Genomic DNA, 19,051 nt, shown 5'->3' with positions numbered 1-19,051 from the left:
AACGCGCCACACCGGGCCGGGCGCTCCTCTCGCCGCGACCCGCAATGCCTGCCCTGCTGGCCCCTCAGGACACCTCGCGCATGCGGTCGCCCGATGCGTAGCGCACCAGGTCCGCGACCGGCGCGAGCGGAACGACCGTTCCGGCGGCGGGCCGCAACGCAGCGAGCGCTTCAACGATGCGCTCGCATGCATCCACCCGCGGCTGCTCCGGATTGCGCAGCAGCTCCCAGGCGTGCCGGTCCTGGATCAGGTTGAGTACGACATCGGAGATGGTCTGCTCGTGAATATCGATGCGCCGGACGTTGGGGGTCTCGCTGGTGAGCGGTCCGCCAGCCCCGGATTCGGGTCCGTTGTTCAGCAACAGGACGGGTTTGCCCAGCGGCGCAGCCTCGGCCGCGACGTCGCCGGCCACCGCCACCACCAGGTAGGCCGCATCGGCCAGGTAGGCGAAGTCGAGGTACTCGTCCGGCGCCACCAGGTGGATGTTGGCGAAGGCGCCGAGCATGCCGTCGATGCCATCCATGTTGCGCGAGGGCGGCATCAGGCAGATGACATCGATGTCGGGACGACGCAGCGCGATGCGACGCAAGGCGCGCGCGAGCGGCTCGAGGCGTTCGCCCATCTTCTCGCGACCGAGCACGAGCAGCAGCGGCGCGTCCTCGCGCAGGAAGCCGAAACGCTGCGTCAGGCGGCGCAGGATTTCTTCGTCGTGGTGCATGCGTTCGACGGCGGTGTGCAGCGTGCGCGCGGCCGGATCGCCGGTGACGAGCACGCGATCGGACGGCACGCCGTCGGCGATCAGCGAACGCCCGATCGATTCGGTGGCGGTGAAGTGCAAGGCGGCGAGCGAGCCGATCACCTTGCGCGTGGCGTCCTGCGCCGCGTGCGGCGCCGCGGTGCCCGCCGGTTCGACGGAAATCACCGGAATGTGCTGGTAAGTCGCAGCCAGAGCGGTCGCCACGCTCGTCGGCGCGCCGCCCGGCACCAGCACGATGTCCGGGTGGAAGTCGTGCAGCACGCGGTCGATGCCACCGAGCGCGGCCGAGGTGACCTGCGCATCGTCGTCGACGTCGTCGGCCAGCGTGACGCGCACGTCCGGCACCAGGTCGAACAGCTCGAGCACGCGCTCCGGATGTTCGGCGCTCTGCGTGGCGATGCACACGCGCGCTTCGAAGCGTGCATCGCGCCCCATCTGTTCGACGATCGGCGCGATCTGCGCCGCGCCCGGCGAAGCGCCCAGCACGAACAGCGCCTTGACCACGCCCGAGCCCGGCGCATGCACCGGAAGCGGCGAGAAGGCCTCGATGGTCGGATGCGTGCCGTGCACGACCACGGGCTTCACGAACAGGCCCGCGAGCGCAGCGATCACGGTCGGTGCGCGCGTAATGTACAGCGCCAGCGCGACGCAGAACGCGGCCAGGCTGAGCGGCTCGGCAACATCGCGCAGCAGGTAACCGAGCGCGCCGAGCGCAAGGCCCAGCCCGACGATCATCGCCAGCGCGATGCGCGGCGGGAAACCGGCATCCACCAGCAGGTGGTGCAGGTGGTTGCGATCGGGCTTGAACGGCGAGCGCCCCAGGCGCATGCGGCGCTGCATCACGGCCAGCGTATCCATCACCGGCAACGCGACGCACCACAGCGTATCCACCGGCGCGAGCACGCCGACCTTCTGGTTGCTCAGGTAGATCAGGCTCCACGCCATCAAAAAGCCGATCAGCGTGCTGCCCGCATCGCCCATGAAGACCTTGCGGCCATCGGGCCAGCCCAGGTTGACGCACAGATAAGGCACGAGCGCGGCGAACAGCACCTGCAGCAGCAGCACCACGCCGATCACCGGCCAGCCGCCATTCGCGAACAGCATGATCGTGCCGATGGTCACCATCGCCATGCCCGCGGCGAGGCCATCGATGCCATCCATCATGTTGAACGCGTTCACCAAACCGATGACTGCGACGATCGTGATCGGGATGCCGACGATGCCGAGTTGCAGGACCTGGTCGCCGAGGAGGTGCCCTGCGCTGTCCAGGTACACGCCCGTCGCGCCGATCACCAGCCATGCGGTGCTGGCCTGGATGATCAGGCGCGACTTCACGCTCAGGTTGTTGAGGTCGTCGACCGCGCCGGTCATGACGATCAGCGCGCACGGCACGAGCAGGCTCGCGACGAAGCCGTCGACGTATCCGAGATAGGCCAGGCCCACGACGGTGCCGAAGAAGAAGCACAGCCCGCCGATCAGGGGCACGCGGCCCCTGTGCGCCTTGCGTCCACCGGGCTTGTCCACGAGACCCAGCCGCCGCGCCATCGGGCGCAGCGAGAAGATCGCGAAGAGCGTTACGGCCAGCGCAATCGCACTTGCGGCCACCAGTTTTGCTTCTTCCATGCAGCGCCTCTCGATGACCGGGACATGTCCGGTGAGGCGATGCAGCGGCGCCGCCCCCGGTCCTGCCGCTTCCACGCAGCGTTAACGAAACGCTGCGCCGCAACAGGTTCTGGAGAGGCTATTGAGGCCGGGTTGTTGGAAAGGTGAAGAAAGAACGTTAATCGTGCGTCGAAACGCACCGAATATCGGTCCGTTCAGCATCGGTGGTCGGAATGGCCGAGTGCAATTGTTTCCCGCGTTCTCCTTCCATGGACCGATCCGTTGGCACTAAAGGTGCATGCGCCAGGCTTGCACGGTGCGGTCGATCAGCCGGAAGTTGTCCTCGAACACCGGCAGTGTCTTGCCGTAGGGATCCGGCACCTCGCAATTGCCCTCCCAACGCCCCAGCAGGAAAGTCTTGCCGCGCGCCTGCGGCGAGATCGCGTGGATGGCATCGACGTGGCGCTTCTGCATTGCGAGCACGAGGTCGGCGCGGCCGATCATTTCGGGCGTCACCTGTCGCGCCGCGTGCCCCTCCCCGCTCAGGCCGTTGTCTTCGAGCACGCGTTGCGCGAGCGGATCGACGGGATTGCCGACGAGCGCAGCCAGGCCCGCCGATTCGACGACGACCTCGTTGCCCCCGCCCAGGTGCTTGCGCAACAGGATTTCGGCCATGGGCGATCGGCAGATGTTGCCGACGCAGATGATCAGGATGCGATGGATCATGGGGGCGCAGTCTAGCCGAGCGCCCCCACGTATTCATGGCGCGCCCGTCACGGTGCGGGCGCCCACCCCATCGAATCCGGCGAACCGTCCGGATGCGAGTACCAGCGCAGGGCATTGATGCCGCCGGGGCAGGCATCGCCGCGCGTGCGCGTCTGCAGCTCGCCGACCTCGGTGGTCAGCCCCGCGCTGTAGCAGCCGCCGCGGTTGTCGGTGAACAGGTAGTCGCGGCTGGAGTTCCAGTCCGCCGCCGTGGGTTCGGTCTCGGCCAGCCAGTGATGCGTGCCGTCGAACACGTCCAGCACGTGCGTGTCGTACCGCGGCGTGCCGCGGTGCAACTGCGAGGTGCGGATGCTGCGCGCCTGGTGCACGTCCATGTCGATGTGCTCGGAGCTGATGCCGGCATACTCGTCGCCCGACCGCCACTGGCCATCCTGGAAGTAATCGATGGTCAACGGATAGCTCGTGGCAATCTTGTCCTCGCTGAGCAGCGTGCTTCCCAGCGTGCGATAGCTCGTGCGGTCGACGTTGCTCGACAAGCGCACGCGCTGCAGGAAGGAAGTGAATGTGCCGTCGGACTGCACGTCCGGCCCCGTCACGTCCCAGGTCACCGCGTTGGTGAAGCGGTTGCTCTGGATGACCGAACTCCGGATGCGACCGCTCGACGTGTCGACGTAACCGTCGATTCGGAAATCGCGGCGCGCACGCGTGGTCACCGTGCCGGTGAGGTGGTGGCACAGGACGGACATGGCCCACGCGCAGCCTTGGTTGGTCTGCGACAAGCTGTTCGTTTCCGTGGGACTCGCGGCGGCGAGCGAATTGGCCGTCACCGCGCCCGGCACGACCGCGCGCCCGTGATCGGTGTACAGGATCAGTTGGCCACCGACGAAGGCCTGCGACGAGGTTTCGCCCGCAATGCGCACGGTCACGTTATGCACCGCGCCATTGTTGAGGCGACCTGCGAAGGGAGTGAGATCGACGCGGAAGGGAATGAAGTTCAGTGCCTGCACGCCCGGCGCCGGATCGTTGACCGTGTTGCGCAGTGCATTCGTCATGTTGCTCGGCAACCACGGGAACACCGGCGCGAGCCCTGCGAGCGTACCGTCCACCAGCACTTCCACTTCGCGGAAGCTGCCGCCGTTGCAGCCATGCGGCGGGTCGCCGAAGATCGAATGCGAATCGCCCATCGCGTAGGCCCGGTGCAGCAACGGGAAGGCGGTGAACGACGCATCCGGCGCGCAGTTCGACCAGATCCGCCGGTCGGTGCCCAGCACCTGCGCATACACGTCGGCATAGGCCTTGATGGTGTTGCGCGGGAAGGTGCCTTCGAAGTTGGCGTTGTTGCCGTAGGCGTCGCCATTGGGCATCAGCGGGAACACCTCGTCCGCCACGCGTTGCGCGGGCGTGGTCGGCGTCGCGCGCCAGAACACCAGGCGCACGGAGCGCACGCTGGCTGCGAGTTCGTTGAAGACCAGGTAGTCGTTGTCGAAACTGCCCGGGAACTTGGCGGCTTCCGGACGCGTGAAGTACTTCGAGATCTCGGTGACGTCGCGCTCGAAGCGCCACAGCGCGATGTCGTCGGTGATCTGCGTGGAGCCCGCCCAGAGCGTGCCGGCGTTGTTGTTCGCGAAGTCCGTGTAGAACAACTGGATGTTGCCGGACGGGTCGGCGTTCTCGCGCGGGCCGGTCAGTTCGACCACCAGCACGACTTTCGAATACGGACCCGGGCACGAGGTCGCGGGCACCGGCAGCGGTTCCATCTCGGGGAAGCGCACGATCAGCGTGTTCGTCATGATCGTCTGCACGCAGGTCGCGCCCGCGGCGCGCGGCACACGCGGTTCGACCTGCAGCGGATCCGCGCCGGCGGCGGAAGGCGCGAGGGCCGCGGCGATCGCGTAGTGCGCGGCCACCGCGGAGTTGGTGTAGGCGTTGTTGCCTGGCGAGGTCGCCACTGCGCGCTGCGCCTGTGCGCCCGGGATCGTCGACGTCGACGTCATCCGCGTGCCGCTCAACGCCCACGCACTCAGCGCGAGCACCGCCGTTCCCGCGATCGCGCCTGCGCGCGCGGTCATCTGCATTCCCATGGCCCCGCCCTCCTCCTTTGGACGCGGACGACCGTGGAGCGGGAAATGTGTGGAATATGTGGACGTCGCAACGGCTGAGTTGCTTCATTGCGCTGAATTGCGTTCCCGACCGATGGGTGACCGGAATGCAACATCGGCGCCACGGCGGATGGTGCGCTGCAACGGCCGTGGTGCGACCGCACGGTCGCTTGCCCTACAGTGCGCGCCATGCGCCTGCTGGCCACCCCTGCGATCCAGGTCTCCGTGCGCGCGGCCACCGCGGCGGGGCTCGCGTACTGGGTCGCGACGTTGCTGCACGCGGACTACGCGATCTACGCGTTGGTCGGCGCGATCATCGTGACCGACCTGTCGCCCGCGATGACGCGCCGCCTCGGATGGCAACGCATGGCGGGCACGGTCATCGGTGCCGCGTCCGGCGCGGTCTTGCTGCACCTGCTGCCCGTCGGACCGATTGCGCTGGGCGTTGCCATCCTCGCGTCGATGCTGGTCACCTACCTGATGCGACTCGAGCCATCGGCGGCGCGCGTGGCAGGCTACGTCGCGGCCATCGTGATGCTCGCCTATCGCGCCGATCCCTGGCACTACGCATTCGCGCGTGCGTGGGAGACCTTGGTGGGAATCGGTGCGGCGCAGCTCGTCGGCCTGGTGCCTTTGTGGATGCGCGAGCACGAGGAAGCGGCGACTGAAACGAAACGGCCCCGCGTGAAGCGGGGCCGTGAATGACGCATCGGGAATCGATTACTTGCCCGACGTCTCCGTCGGCGCCGCCGACGCCGTTTCCGGCGGCGACAGCATCATGCGAACGACCGCACGCTTCGCCACCGATGCCGAAAGATGGTTCATGCCGAGGATGGCGTTCGCCTCGTAGTCGGACACGGCGTACTCGTGGCCCTGATAGCGAATGCGCAGACCGAGTCGATCCTTGCCCGCCATGAAGCCGAACATCACGCGCACGCCCGGCGGGCGCTGGCGGATGTCGACGATGGCCGCGTCGGCGGTCTCCGTCTCGGACACCGTGTAGCCGCGCTCCTTCGCTTCCTTCGCATAGGCCTCTTCGATCAGGCCCGGCACCTTGTCGTTGTGCTCGCAGTCACCGCAGTCCCAGCTGATGACCAGCTTCGGAAGGGACTTCGCCGTTGCGACCGGCGCAGGCGTCACGGCGGGTGCGGGCGTTTCGGCCGCCGCGGGTGCGGCGGAGGTGGCGGAGGCGGCGTCCTGCGCGAAGGCGGGCTGCAGCGCACCGAGGGCGCACAAGGTCATTGCGATCAACGTCTTCTTCAAAATCCATCCCCTGGTTGATGAAAGAAATGCACGGCACGCGAAGCGTGCAGGCGCGGGCTCCCCAATGGCCCGCAAGCATTATTTCCAACTGGCCGAGGCAAAGGATCCGGGAATTCTTCTCAGTGATGCCGGTCACGCGCTGGCCTTCGCGAAGCGTCTACGACGTTGTTCTCGCTTGACTCCCGGGGAGCCTGATCGCCATGCAACCAGTCCTGCCGTTGACGCACCCTTTCACCTTGTTCCATGTCGTGCTCAGCCTGGTCGCCATCGTGGCGGGCCTGGTGGTGGCCAAGGGGCTGCTCGCCTCGCAACGCATGCCGGGTTGGACGACGCTGTTTCTGTGGACCACGGTGGCGACGACGCTCACCGGATTCCTGTTCCCGTTCCGCGGGTTCACGCCGGCGATCGGCACCGGCATCGTGTCCGCGCTCGTCCTCGTGCCCACGCTCTACGCGCTGTATGCGCGCAGGTGGGCCGGTGCGTGGCGATGGATCTATGTCGCCGGCGCGATGATTTCGCTGTACCTCAACGTCTTCGTACTGGTCGTGCAGTTGTTTGCAAAGGTGCCGCCCTTGCACGCATTGGCACCGATGCAGGCGGAGCCGCCCTTCGCCATCGCGCAAGGCGTGGTGCTGTTGGTGTTCGTCGCGCTGACGATCGTGGCCGTGCGGCGGTTCCGGCCCTCTGGCGCCTAACGGACCTTCACGACCGCCGGCGGCGTCCACTGGCCGCGGGTGATCGCCTCCTCCGGCCAGTACGCCCGCACATACAGCGAGAAATCAGCGCCCTTCGGTGACGGCAACCAGTTGGCGCGTTGCGCAGGTTCCTTCGGCTCGTCCGCCTGGACGTGGATCGTGAGCGACCCATCCGCGGCCTTCTGCAGGTCCTTGTTCTTCGTGCCCACCGAATAGCGCTTGATCGCGTTGGGTTCGAAGAAGTGGTGCTGGTTGTACAGCGTGAGCGACCAGAATCCTTTCACCGGCGGCAGTTGGCCGTTCGCGAACGTCACCGTGTAGCGATTGGCGCCGTTGAGCCGCTGCCCGTCCTCGTCGAGGTCCTGGTAGAAGTACTTCGTCTCGTTCGGTTTGTTGACCAGGATGTTCGACTTGCCGACGGCGGTGCGCGTGAAGTAATCGGTGCCGAAGGCCGCGCCATTGTTGATGGTCGTCCAGTGGTGCGGCAACGGAACGCCGTAGTTTCGGAACTCGAAGAGCGGTGCCACGATCTCGGCGTCGGCTTTCTTCGCCTCGTCGATCATGGCCGCTTTCAGCTTCGGATCCCTGCCCGCGACCGCAACGAGTTCGCGCAGGGCTGCGTATTTCGACGCTTCGCCCGGCAGCGGCGTGGCGTCGTCGAGCAGCAGCGGCAACTGATCGATGAAGGTTTCGGGGAACACCCACTTCGTTTCGGCGCCGCTGCCTTCGGGCTGCGGGAAGTGCGGCAACTTCGACCAGTCGTGCGTCTTCATCTTTCCGTCGAACTCGGCGAGCGGATACACGTCGATCTGGTTGATGACGGCCTGGATGGCGCGCCTGTCTTCCGGCGTGTCGTCCTGGAACGCGCGGGGCGCGAAGAAGCCCGTGTTCGTTCCCGAATGGAAGACCTGCGTGATGCCCGCGGGCACGTCGCCCTTCCAGCCGGGCCCGACGAGCAGGTAGAACCCGGGCTTGGTGCCGTACATGGCGCCGAGGTCGGCGAAGCTGTCGGTGCGCAGGTCGACGATCTGGTACACCCAGAAGCGGCTTCCGAAGTCGGGCACCTGCACGACGACGGGGCTCACGTCGAACGCGAACGGCCCGCCACCGTAGACGACATCCTGGTTCGGACAGGCGACTGCACGCTCCGCCGGATCGACGTAATCGGTGAGCATCGACATGCGGTTGAGCGGCGGGAAGGGCAGCACGCCTCCCAACAAGCCCGGTTCGGGCGCTTTCGCGAAGGCCAGCCGCTTGTTGTAGATGTTGGCCATCGGCCAGGCCCAGACGTACGCCTCGCGCGTCAGCAGGCGCGCGTAAGCCTCGGTGATGCGGGTTCCGGGAACCGGACCCGGGACGACGGTCGTCATGTCGGCGCCTCCTTGAAGGAGGACCGATGCTGGCGCGCGCTTCGTGTCAGCGTCGACCGCAATTCATCGGCCGCGAGGTCCGTAAAACTACTGATCCGTCCCGGTGCGGGCAAAGAAAAAGGGCCTGCAAGGTGGCGCCTTGCAAGCCCTTCTCTTTATGGTGCCGGAAATAGGAATCGAACCTACGACCTACGCATTACGAATGCGCCGCTCTACCAACTGAGCTATTCCGGCGAGGGCGTGAATTCTAGGGGTCCACCAGTGTCAGGCGCAACTCTTTTGGCAGCGCAAACACCATGTCCTCGGGTTTGCCATCCAATTCCCGCACGCCGCCGGCACCCAGTTCGCGCAGGCGGGCGATCACGCCGCGGACCAGGACGTCGGGCGCGGAAGCGCCCGCGGTGACGCCGATATGGCGGCGACCCTCGATCCAGCGCGGGTCGATTTCGCTCGCGCCGTCGATCAAATGGGCTTCCACACCCTCACGTTCGGCGAGTTCGCGCAGCCGGTTGGAGTTGGAGCTGTTCGGGGAGCCGACCACCAGGACCAGGTCGCAGCGGGCGCGCGCGAGTTCACGCACCGCATCCTGCCGGTTCTGGGTGGCGTAGCAGATATCGTCGTTCTTCGGGCCCTGCATCGCGGGGTAACGCGCGCGCAGGGCGTCGATGATGCTGCGGGTGTCGTCGACCGAGAGCGTGGTCTGCGTCGTGTAGGCGCAGTTTTCGGGTTGCGCGATGTGCAGGTGGGCGACGTCGTCGATGTCTTCGACGAGATGGATCGTCCCTGCCCCGGCCTGCGCATTCCACTGGCCCATGGTGCCTTCGACTTCCGGATGCCCGGCGTGGCCGATCAGCACCATGTCGCGGCCCGCGCGGCATTGGCGTGCGACTTCCAGGTGCACCTTGGTCACCAGCGGGCACGTGGCGTCGAACACCTTGAGGCCGCGGCGCCCGGCTTCCTGGCGCACGGCCTGCGAGACGCCGTGGGCGGAGAAAATGACGGTCGCGTTGTCCGGCACCTCGTCGAGTTCCTCGACGAAGATCGCCCCGCGGTGCTTGAGGTCGTCCACCACGAAGCGGTTGTGCACGACCTCGTGACGCACGTAGATCGGGGCGCCCAGCAGTTCCAGGGCGCGCTTGACGATCTCGATCGCGCGGTCGACGCCGGCGCAGAAGCCGCGCGGGTTGGCGAGGAGGATGTCCATGGCCGCGATTATCGCGCGTCCCGGCCGTGCTTGCCTTGCAGCAGGCCGAACAGCGCGATCCCGATGGCGCCGGCCACGATGGCCGAGTCGGCCACGTTGAACGAGGGCCAGGCGTGGTCGCGCCAGTGCCACTGGATGAAATCCACCACGTGGCCGTGCCGCAGGCGGTCGATCACGTTGCCCAGCGCGCCGCCGATGACCAGCGCGAAGGGCAGCGCCGTGCGCCATTCACGCCGCGGCGTGCGCGAGAGCCACGTGCCCAGCAGGCCGCTGATGCCGAAGGCCAGCGCCATGAAGAACCACTTCTGCCAGCCGCCGGCGTCGCTGAGGAAGCTGAACGCCGCGCCGGTGTTGTAGCTGCGGTACCAGTTCCAGAAACCGTCGATCACCGGCACGGCCGTGTATTCCGGCAGGCTGGCGAGCACCCAGGCCTTGCTCAGCTGGTCGAGCACGATGACGACCGCGGACACCAGCAGCCAGGGCAGCGCATTGGGTTGGACGCGCATCAGAAGAACATCCTCGATTCGCCCGGACCTTCGATGTTGCTCACGCAACGCCCGCACAACTGCGGGTGCGCATCCACGGCACCGACGTCGCCGCGGTACTGCCAGCAACGCACGCACTTGGTCTTCTGCGTCGGGGCCGCGGTGACCTGGATGGCGTTCGCGCCATTGTCCGCCACCACGTGCACATCGCCGCTGATCAGCAGGAAGCGCAATTCGTCGACGAACGGCGCGAGCCACTGTTGGTCGGCCGCGCCACACACCAGCCCGATCTCCGCTTCCAGCGCCGCGCCGATCGCACCGTTGGCGCGCATCGGTTCGAGCACCTTGGCCACGTCGTCGCGCAGCGCGAGCAGGCGGTCCATGTCCTCGACCGACAGAACTGCGTTGTCGCCCAGCGGCGCCAGGCCCTCGTACCAGGTCGTGAACAGCACGTTGCCTTCGCGCTTGCCCGGCAGGTGCTGCCACATCTCGTCGGCGGTGAAGGACAGGATCGGCGCGATCCAGCGCACGAAGGCTTCGGCGATGCGATACATCGCCGACTGCGCGGAACGTCGTGCCGGCGCGTCTTCGCGCAGCGTGTAGAGGCGGTCCTTGGTGACGTCCAGGTACAGCGCGCCGAGGTCGACGCTGCAGAAGTTGCCCAGCGCCTGCACGATCTCGGCGAAGTCGTAACGCGCGTACGCGTCGGCGATCTTCACCTGCAGGGCATGCGCGCGATGCACGATCCAGCGATCCAGCGCGACCATCGCATCCAGCGGCGCGAGATCGTGCGCAGGGTCGAAGCCGTGCAGGTTGCCGAGCAGGAAGCGTGCGGTGTTGCGGATGCGGCGGTACACGTCGCCCGTGCGCTTGAGGATCTCGTCGGAGACGGCGATCTCGTTGCGGTAGTCGGTGGCGGCGATCCACAGGCGCAGCACGTCCGCGCCCATCTGGTCGATCACGCGCTGCGGCTCGATGGTGTTGCCGAGCGACTTCGACATCTTGCGACCGTTCTGGTCGACCGTGAAGCCGTGCGTCAGCACTTGCTTGTAAGGCGCGATGCCGTCCATCGCCACGCCCGTGAGCAACGACGACTGGAACCAGCCGCGATGCTGGTCGGAGCCTTCGAGATACAGGTCAGCGGGCTTGCGCAGCATGTCTTCGGGACGCTGCGCGAGCACGCATTCGTGGCTCACGCCGGAGTCGAGCCACACATCGAGGATGTCGGTCACCTTGTCGTAGCGCGAGGCGGTGGCACCGAGCAGTTCGCTCGGATCCAGCGAGTACCACGCGTCCACGCCTTCGCGTTCGACGCGGTCGGCCACTTGCCGCATCAAAGCGGGCGAATCCGGATGCGGTTCGCCCGTTTCGCGATCGATGAACAAGGCGATCGGCACGCCCCAGGTGCGCTGGCGCGAGATGCACCAGTCCGGGCGGCCTTCGACCATCGCGTAGATGCGCGCCTCGCCCCAGTCGGGGAACCATTCGACATCGCCGATCGCCTTCAGCGAATCGCGGCGCAGGCCCGCCTGCTCCATCGAAATGAACCACTGTGGCGTGGCGCGGAACGCCACCGGCGTCTTGTGGCGCCAGCAGTGCGGATAACTGTGCGTGAGCGTGACGTGGGCGAGCAGCGCGCCGTTGTTGCGCAGCACTTCGACGATGGCGTCGTTCGCCTTCCAGATGTGCATGCCCGCGAGCGCGACGCCATCGGCCGGCGGCGTGGACGGCAGGTACACGCCGCGCCCGTCGACGGGATTGATCTGCGCCGCGGTGTAGGGCCCCATGAGGTCGTAGCGCAGGCCGACCGCGAAGTCTTCCTGGCCGTGGCCCGGCGCGGTGTGCACGGCGCCGGTGCCGTCTTCGGCCGACACGTGGTCGCCGAGGATCAGCGGGATCTCACGGTCGTAGAAGGGATGCTGCAAGCGCTGGCCTTCGAGTTCGACGCCCGTGGCGCGGCCATGCACGATGAAATCGTTGACGCCGTAACGCGCCAGCGCCTTCTCGGCGAGCGCTTCGGCGAGCACGAGCCAGGTGCGCATGCCGAAGCGTGCGGGACCTTCGACGAGCACGTAATCCAGTTCCGGGCCGAGCGTCACCGCGAGGCTCGCGGGCAGCGTCCACGGCGTGGTCGTCCAGATCGGCACGGCGACGTCGATGCCTTCCGGCAACGCGACACCGAACGCCGAGGCAAGCGCCTGCGGCTGCCGCGCCTTGTAGGCGACGTCGATCGCGGGCGAGGCCTTGTCCTGGTATTCGATCTCCGCTTCGGCGAGCGCCGAACCGCAATCGAAGCACCAATGCACCGGCTTCACGCCGCGGCTGAGGTGGCCGCGATCGATGATCTTCGCGAGCGAGCGCAGCATGTCCGCTTCGTAGCGGAAATCCATCGTGCGATACGGCTGGTCCCACGCGCCGACGACCCCCAGGCGCTTGAAGTCGCGGCGCTGCGCGTCGATCTGCTCGGCGGCGTATTCGCGGCACTTCGCGCGGAACGCGGCGGCGTCGAGCTTGTCGCCCACCTTGCCGTACTTCTTCTCGACGACGAGTTCGATCGGCAGGCCGTGGCAATCCCAGCCGGGCACGTAAGGTGCGTCGAAGCCCGAGAGCAGCCGGGACTTCACCACCACGTCCTTCAGCACCTTGTTCACCGCATGGCCGATGTGGATCTGGCCGTTGGCGTAGGGCGGACCGTCGTGCAGCACGAACGTGGGGCGGCCCTTCGCATGCTGGCGGATCTGCGCGTACAGGCCGTCACCCTCCCAGCGCGCGAGCGTGTGCGGTTCGCGCTTGGGCAGGTCGCCGCGCATGGGGAATTCCGTCGCGGGCAGGTGGATGGTGGACTTGTAATCGTGGGTCACGCGCAAGCCTGTTGCTTGAAGGTGGAAAGGAGGTCGCGTGCCTGTTGGGCGTCGCGATGCATCTGGGCGACCAGTGCGGGCAGATCGGCGAAAGCAAGTTCGTCGCGCAGGCGCGCCACGAATTCCACCGCGATGCGGCGCCCGTAGAGGTCGCCATCGAAGTCGAACAGATGCGCTTCGAGCAAGGGCTCCACGCCCGCAACGGTCGGACGCGTGCCGAAGCTCGAGACCGATGCGATCGGATGTGCGCCCACGCCATGCACGCGCGTGGCGTAGATGCCTTGCAAGGGCGGACGCTTGCCACCGTAGCGCAGGTTCGCGGTCGGGTAACCCAGCGTGCGGCCGAGTTGCTTGCCGCGCACCACGCGACCGGCGATGGCATAGCGACGACCGAGCAGGCGCTCGACGCTGTCGAAATCGCCGACGTTCAGCGCTTCGCGAATGCGCGTGCTCGACACGCGCTCGCCATCGACCGCGACCGGGTGGATCGCATGCGCGGTGAAGCCGAGGGATTCGCCGAGCGTCCGCAACAAGGTCAGATCGCCCGCCCTGCCCTTGCCGAAGCGGAAGTCGGGGCCGATCCACACCTCGCGCACCTGAAGGCGACCGACGAGGATCTCGCGCACGAAGCGTTCGGCCTCCATCGACGCGAGCTTCGCATCGAAACGCAGCAGGCCGACCAGGTCGATGCCGATGTCGCGCAGGCCTTCGAACTTCGCGCGCGCCAGGGTGAGGCGCGGCGGCTTCTGCGCGGGCGCGAAGAATTCGCGCGGCAGCGGTTCGAAGGTCAAGGCGACGGCCGGCACGCCGAGTTCGCGCGCACGCTCGACCGCGCGGTGCACCAGCGCCCGATGGCCGAGATGGAGGCCGTCGAAGGCGCCGATGCAGACCACGCTGCCTTGGGGGCACAAAGGCCCGCCTTCGACGTCACGGAACAGCCTGCTCATGGAACGCGGGAGTATAGCGGCCGGCCGCGGAATCAATGTTCCCTCAGGTCGCTCGGGCGGAAGCCCATCGCGAGCATCGCCGCGCCATAGACCGCCGCGCCGCCGCCGACCAGCAGGCCGAGCCAGAGGATGCGCGTGGCGACCCGCACGGCGGTGAAGTCCGGCCCGAGCCGCAGCGCCACGATCAGGAACACGACCATCGCCGCGCACGCCACGCCCAGGCGCAGCAGGAACACACCCCACCCCGGCTTCCGCTCGTACACGCCGGCCTGCCGCAGCCAGCGCCACAGCAGCATCAGGTTCAGGTAACTCGCCGCGGCGCTCGCCAGGCCCAGCGCGAAATGCAGGCCCGGCACCGACGATAAGGCCACCAGGATCGGGCCCTGCTTGAAGTGCTCCGGCACCATCACGACGTACAGGATCGCGAGGATCAGGCCGTTGAACACCATGTTCGCGACCAGCGAGGCCACGCCCGCGCGCACCGGCGTCTTCGTGTCCTGCCGCGCGTAGAACGCAGGCAGCACCACTTTCACCAGCGCGAAGGCCGGCAGGCCGAAGCTCAGGCCGAACACCGACAAGGCCGCCATGCGCGTATCGAATGCGGTGAAGCGGCCGTGCTGGAACAGCGTGGACACCAGCGGCACCGACAGCAGCATCAGGCCCAGCGCGGCCGGGATCGAGATCATGAGCGTCGTGCGCAGGCCCCAGTCGAGCGCGTTGGAAAAGCCCGCGCGATCGGTGTTGACATGGTGGCGCGCCAGCGCCGGCAGGATCACCGTGCCGAGTGCCACGCCGAACACGCCGAGCGGCAGTTCGAGGAAGCGATCGGCCTGCGACAACCACGTCTGCGAACCGGCAATCAGCAGCGAAGCGATCACCGTATCGAGCAGCAGGTTGATCTGCGCGATCGAGGAGCCGAACAGCGTGGGCACCATCAGGCGCATCACTTTCCGCACATCCGGATGCGAGGCGCCCCACTTCGGCAGCGACAGCAGATCCAGCTTGGCCAGCTGCGGCAGCTGGAACAGCAACTGCAGCACGCCGGCAGCGAGGATCGACCAGCCGAGCGCGAGGATCGGCACATCGAGCTTCGGCGACAGCCAGATCGCGCCGCCGATCATGCAGAGATTGAGGATGACCGGCGTCAGCGCCGGCATGCCGAAACGATGGAAGCTGTTGAGCGCGCCGCCGGCCAGGGCCGTGAGCGAGACGAACAACAGGAACGGGAACGTCAGTCGCAGCAGCTCCACCGTGAGCGCGAACTTCTCCGGATTGGCCGCCGAGCCAGGCGAGAACAGCAGCGTGACCTGCGGGGCGAACAACACGCCCAACGCCACGATGATCGCCAGCACCCCGCCGAGCGTACCGGCCGTACGGGAGACCAGTTCCTTCAGGTCCTCGTGGCTGCGCTTCTCCTTGATCTCCGTGAAGACGGGGACGAAGGCCGTGGAGAACGAGCCCTCCGCGAACAGCCGCCGCATGAAGTTCGGGATGCGGAAGGCCACCCAGAAGGCGTCCGTGCCGGCGTTGGCGCCGAACACGCTGTTGATCACCATGTCCCGGACCAAGCCGAAGACCCGGCTGACCATGGTCATGCTGCCGAAGGACAGCAGGCCCCGGAGCATCCGGGGTCGATGGGCGGCGGCCGTCATGCGGACTCGCCTCCGGCGCGGGCGCCAAGGTTGACCCAAGCCATTGAAACACCCATACTTCCGGGCTTCGTTGTGTCGCCCCACCCACTTTTCATCGTTACAAACCCCAGGATTCCGTCGTGGCCAATATCAAGTCCGCCAAGAAGCGCGCCAAGCAGACCGTCGTGCGCAACGCTCGCAACGCCGCCCAGCGCTCGATGCTGCGCACCGCCGTCAAGAAGGTGCTCAAGGCCCTCGACGCCAACGATGCCGCTGCCGCCCAGGCCGCGTTCGTCGTCGCTCAGCCCATCCTTGACCGCTTCAGCGCGCGTGGCCTGATCCACAAGAACAAGGCCGCCCGTCACAAGAGCCGCCTGACCGCGCGCATCAAGGCGCTGCAGGCCGCCTGATTCCACAGGCGCCGCAGTGTTCGTGAAAAACCCCGCTTCGGCGGGGTTTTTTGTTGCCTGCGCGTCAGGCGACATCCGACGCCTCTTCGCGCAAGCGGTCGAAGAAGGTCTGCACCGCCAGCATGATCGGCCACGTGCCTTCGCGGCCGATGGCGGAGACCAGGTACCAGGGCTGCGTCCAACCGAGCTCGCGCACGACCTCTTCAGCCTTCGCGCGCGCTTCGTCCTCGAACATCAGGTCCGCCTTGTTCAGCACGAGCCAGCGCGGCTTTTCCAGCATGCCCGGATCGTACTTGCGCAATTCGTGTTCGATGGCGCGCACCTGGTCCGCCGGCGAGGCTTCCACGCCGCCTTCCATCGGGGCGAGATCGACCAGGTGCAGCAGCAGCCGCGTGCGCTGCACGTGGCGCAGGAACAGGCTGCCTAGCCCCGCGCCTTCCGCCGCGCCTTCGATCAGGCCGGGGATGTCGGCGATGACGAAGCTGCGGTGCGGTTCGACGCTGACCACGCCCAGGTTCGGATACAGGGTGGTGAACGGGTAATCGGCCACCTTCGGCGTCGCTGCGGAAACCGCGCGGATGAAGGTGGACTTGCCCGCGTTCGGGAAGCCGAGCAGGCCGACGTCCGCCAGCAGTTTGAGTTCCAGGCGCAGCGTGCGCGTCTCGCCCTCGCTGCCCGGCGTCGAACGACGCGGCGAACGATTGATCGAGCTCTTGAAATGCATGTTGCCGAGGCCGCCCTTGCCGCCGTGCGCCACCAGCAGGCGGTCGCCGTTCGCGGTGAGGTCGCCGATGACCTCGTCGGTCTCGATGTTGTGCACGACGGTGCCGACGGGCACGACGATCGTGATGTCCTCGGCGCCCTTGCCGTACATCTGGCGGCCCATGCCGTTTTCGCCGCGCTTGGCGCGGAACATCTTTTCGTGGCGGAAGTCGACGAGCGTGTTGAGGTTCTCGTCGGCCTGCAGGTACACGTCGCCGCCGTTGCCGCCGTCGCCGCCGTCGGGGCCGCCGAGCGGGATGAACTTCTCGCGACGGAAACTGATGGAGCCGTTGCCGCCGTTGCCGGCGATCACGGTGATTTCTGCTTCGTCGACGAGCTTCATGTTTGATCCTGGGTTTCAAAAACAACGAACCCCGCCGGAGCGGGGCTCGTCGCACACCGGTGCGTCGAATTTACTCGACGATGCTCACGGTGCGGCGCTTCTGCGGACCCTTGGTCGAGAACTCGACCTTGCCGTCGACCAGCGCGAACAGGGTGTGGTCGCGGCCGAGGCCGACGCCGCTACCCGGGTGGAACTGCGTACCGCGCTGGCGCACGATGATGTTGCCGGCTTCGACCGCCTGGCCACCGTACAGCTTGACGCCGAGGTACTTCGGATTGGAGTCGCGGCCGTTGCGCGAAGAACCTACGCCCTTTTTATGTGCCATGGCTGCTGCTCCTTACTTCTTGTCGCCACCGGCGATGCCGGTGATCTCGATTTCGGTGTAATGCTGCCGGTGGCCCATCTGCTTGCGATGGTGCTTGCGGCGGCGGAACTTCACGATGCGCACCTTGTCGGCACGGCCGTGACCCTTGACGGTGGCGGTGACCGAAGCGCCCTTGAGCGCATCGCCGACCTTGACGCCTTCGCCGTCGCCGAGCATGAGCACGTTGTCGAACGTGATCTCCTTGCCGGCTTCGATGTCGAGCAGTTCGACGCGGAGCGTCTCGCCCTTCATCACGCGGTATTGCTTACCGCCCGTGACCAGTACTGCGTACATGACCAAGCCTTCCTCTGTAGTTATTGTGGTCCCTGCCCGCCATCGAGGGCGAACAGAAGCGGAATTCTAGGGGTTTCAGCGGCTTAGGGTCAACCGTGGGCCTCCCGGGGGAACGGCCGGGGGCCAGCGGCCGGTGTGATGCCCGCTTAACCGGCCGGGGCGCCAGAATCCCGGGCCCCGCGAGCAGAGCGCGTGGCCCCCGCCCCCCTCGGAGGTCCTTCGCCATGTTCGAAACCCTCATCGAACAGGTCGCCGCGCGCTTCGGCATCGGCGCCGACAAAGTTCGCATGCTGCTGCCCATCCTGACCGGCCTGATGTTCAACCAGGCCGGCGGCTTCGGCGGCTTCCTCGACCGCTTCAAACAGCAGGGCATGGGCGACATCGTCCAGTCCTGGGTGGGCGGCGGCCCCAACCAGCCGATTTCGCCCATGCAGGTCGAAAGCGCGCTCGGTGCCAACACGATCGGCGACATGGCCGGCAAGATCGGCGCGGACCGCAGTGCGGTCTCGGGTGTCCTCAGCGGCATGTTGCCGACCATGGTGAACGAGTTCACCGAGGGCGGGCGCATCCCCACCGCCATCCCCGACAAGTTCAAGGGCCTGTTGGGCGGCGTGATGGGAACCGGCGCGGCCGCGGCCTCGGCGGGCGCCGGCGCGGTGCGCGCGGCCAGCAGCGGCATGCCCGGCTGGTTGCCGTGGGTGGGCTTGCTGCTGCTCGCGCTGATCGCGTTCTTCGCGTTCCGCAGTTGCCATCGCGAGGCGACCCCGGTGGCGGGCGTTCCCACACCCGCCGTTTCCGTGCCCTCGATGCCGAAGATCGAACTGCCCGACGCCGGCGCCGCGCTGGACGCGCTGGTCGGCAAGACCTTCAGCGCCGACGACCTGGTCAAGGCACTGAACCTGATGGCGATCCACTTCGATACCGACAGTGCGCGCATCTCTGCGGACAGCATGGAAATCCTGTCCAAGGCCGCCACCGTCATCAAGGCCGCGCCTTCGGGCACGCGCATCGAAGTCGGCGGCCATACCGACAACACCGGCGATGCGGCCGCCAACATGACGCTGTCGCAGGACCGCGCCGCGGCCGTGGTGTCCCAGTTGGTGTCCGATGGCGTGGATCCGGCGCTGCTGACCAGCAAGGGCTACGGGCAGGACAAGCCGGTCGCCGACAACAGCACCGAGGAAGGCCGGGCGAAGAACCGCCGGATGGAGTTCACCGTCCTGCGCTGATCGCCTTCG

The 19,051-nt window shown here is 67.1% G+C and carries 17 protein-coding genes and 1 tRNA gene; 4 read left to right on the top strand and 14 right to left on the bottom strand.

Features of this window, described 5'->3' with window-relative positions; genetic code table 11:
* Positions 1-64: 64 nt before the first annotated feature.
* The 3 genes from LVB87_RS10250 to LVB87_RS10240 all read right to left on the bottom strand — a co-directional run bounded on the left by LVB87_RS10250 (position 65) and on the right by LVB87_RS10240 (position 5,166).
* Positions 65-2,380, bottom strand: coding sequence for a UDP-N-acetylglucosamine 2-epimerase (locus tag LVB87_RS10250; RefSeq protein ID WP_232897872.1), 2,316 nt, complete (start codon positions 2,378-2,380; stop codon positions 65-67).
* A 267-nt stretch (positions 2,381-2,647) separates the two neighbouring features.
* Positions 2,648-3,085: a low molecular weight protein-tyrosine-phosphatase gene (locus LVB87_RS10245; RefSeq protein WP_232897871.1), complete on the bottom strand. Its 438-nt coding sequence runs from the start codon at positions 3,083-3,085 to the stop codon at positions 2,648-2,650.
* Between the two features lie 47 nt (positions 3,086-3,132).
* A complete protein-coding gene (locus tag LVB87_RS10240) occupies positions 3,133-5,166 on the bottom strand; it encodes a peptide-N4-asparagine amidase (protein ID WP_232897870.1) in 2,034 nt (677 codons plus the stop codon).
* A gap of 207 nt (positions 5,167-5,373) precedes the next feature.
* Between LVB87_RS10240 and LVB87_RS10235 the strand changes: the two genes are divergently transcribed.
* A complete protein-coding gene (locus tag LVB87_RS10235) occupies positions 5,374-5,889 on the top strand; it encodes an FUSC family protein (RefSeq protein ID WP_232897869.1) in 516 nt (171 codons plus the stop codon).
* Between the two features lie 15 nt (positions 5,890-5,904).
* Here LVB87_RS10235 and LVB87_RS10230 read toward each other — a convergent pair whose 3' ends face one another.
* Entirely contained in the window at positions 5,905-6,426 is a 522-nt protein-coding gene (locus LVB87_RS10230; protein WP_232897868.1) for a hypothetical protein, read from the bottom strand.
* Positions 6,427-6,647: 221 nt separating this feature from the next.
* Between LVB87_RS10230 and LVB87_RS10225 the strand changes: the two genes are divergently transcribed.
* Complete coding sequence (locus tag LVB87_RS10225) at positions 6,648-7,142, top strand: hypothetical protein (protein ID WP_232897867.1); 495 nt, start codon at positions 6,648-6,650, stop codon at positions 7,140-7,142.
* Here LVB87_RS10225 and LVB87_RS10220 read toward each other — a convergent pair.
* The 7 genes from LVB87_RS10220 to murJ all read right to left on the bottom strand — a co-directional run bounded on the left by LVB87_RS10220 (position 7,139) and on the right by murJ (position 15,634).
* On the bottom strand, positions 7,139-8,512 hold the full coding sequence (locus tag LVB87_RS10220; RefSeq protein ID WP_232897866.1) for a DUF1254 domain-containing protein: 1,374 nt from the start codon (positions 8,510-8,512) through the stop codon (positions 7,139-7,141). The two genes, LVB87_RS10225 and LVB87_RS10220, sit on opposite strands and share 4 nt — an antisense overlap.
* A 158-nt stretch (positions 8,513-8,670) precedes the next feature.
* Positions 8,671-8,746 (bottom strand) — tRNA-Thr (locus tag LVB87_RS10215).
* 13 nt (positions 8,747-8,759) lie between these two features.
* The gene (ispH, locus tag LVB87_RS10210) at positions 8,760-9,716 is read right to left on the bottom strand and encodes a 4-hydroxy-3-methylbut-2-enyl diphosphate reductase (protein ID WP_232897865.1); all 957 of its coding nucleotides are present in this window, start codon (positions 9,714-9,716) and stop codon (positions 8,760-8,762) included.
* Between the two features lie 8 nt (positions 9,717-9,724).
* Positions 9,725-10,222: a signal peptidase II gene (gene lspA / locus LVB87_RS10205; protein ID WP_232897864.1), complete on the bottom strand. Its 498-nt coding sequence runs from the start codon at positions 10,220-10,222 to the stop codon at positions 9,725-9,727.
* On the bottom strand, positions 10,222-13,062 hold the full coding sequence (gene ileS / locus LVB87_RS10200) for an isoleucine--tRNA ligase (protein WP_232897863.1): 2,841 nt from the start codon (positions 13,060-13,062) through the stop codon (positions 10,222-10,224). Before ileS ends, lspA begins: the two co-directional genes overlap by 1 nt.
* Positions 13,059-14,009, bottom strand: coding sequence for a bifunctional riboflavin kinase/FAD synthetase (locus LVB87_RS10195; RefSeq protein ID WP_343223359.1), 951 nt, complete (start codon positions 14,007-14,009; stop codon positions 13,059-13,061). The genes ileS and LVB87_RS10195 overlap by 4 nt, the downstream gene beginning before the upstream one ends.
* Positions 14,010-14,041: 32 nt before the next feature.
* Positions 14,042-15,634 carry a murein biosynthesis integral membrane protein MurJ gene (gene murJ, locus LVB87_RS10190; RefSeq protein WP_232900536.1) on the bottom strand — a complete coding sequence of 531 codons (1,593 nt, stop codon included), beginning with the start codon at positions 15,632-15,634 and terminating at the stop codon, positions 14,042-14,044.
* A gap of 146 nt (positions 15,635-15,780) precedes the next feature.
* Between murJ and rpsT the strand changes: the two genes are divergently transcribed.
* Positions 15,781-16,050 (top strand): 30S ribosomal protein S20, encoded by a 270-nt coding sequence (gene rpsT / locus LVB87_RS10185; RefSeq protein WP_232897862.1) that lies wholly within the window; start codon positions 15,781-15,783, stop codon positions 16,048-16,050.
* Positions 16,051-16,114: 64 nt separating this feature from the next.
* Here the strand turns inward: rpsT and obgE are convergent, their stop codons facing one another.
* The 3 genes from obgE to rplU all read right to left on the bottom strand — a co-directional run bounded on the left by obgE (position 16,115) and on the right by rplU (position 17,813).
* The gene (gene obgE, locus LVB87_RS10180; RefSeq protein WP_232897861.1) at positions 16,115-17,155 is read right to left on the bottom strand and encodes a GTPase ObgE; all 1,041 of its coding nucleotides are present in this window, start codon (positions 17,153-17,155) and stop codon (positions 16,115-16,117) included.
* A 70-nt stretch (positions 17,156-17,225) separates the two neighbouring features.
* Positions 17,226-17,480, bottom strand: a complete 255-nt coding sequence (gene rpmA, locus LVB87_RS10175) for a 50S ribosomal protein L27 (RefSeq protein WP_232897860.1) — start codon at positions 17,478-17,480, stop codon at positions 17,226-17,228.
* A gap of 12 nt (positions 17,481-17,492) precedes the next feature.
* Positions 17,493-17,813 carry a 50S ribosomal protein L21 gene (rplU, locus tag LVB87_RS10170; RefSeq protein ID WP_232897859.1) on the bottom strand — a complete coding sequence of 107 codons (321 nt, stop codon included), beginning with the start codon at positions 17,811-17,813 and terminating at the stop codon, positions 17,493-17,495.
* A gap of 224 nt (positions 17,814-18,037) precedes the next feature.
* On the opposite strand from rplU, the gene LVB87_RS10165 reads away from it, so the two are divergent.
* Positions 18,038-19,042 (top strand): OmpA family protein, encoded by a 1,005-nt coding sequence (locus tag LVB87_RS10165; RefSeq protein ID WP_232897858.1) that lies wholly within the window; start codon positions 18,038-18,040, stop codon positions 19,040-19,042.
* Positions 19,043-19,051 lie beyond the last annotated feature (9 nt).

The sequence above is a fragment of the Lysobacter sp. KIS68-7 genome, from assembly GCF_021284745.1.
Taxonomy (GTDB): Bacteria; Pseudomonadota; Gammaproteobacteria; order Xanthomonadales; family Xanthomonadaceae; genus Noviluteimonas.
This window is presented reverse-complemented; position numbering and strand designations above follow the sequence as displayed.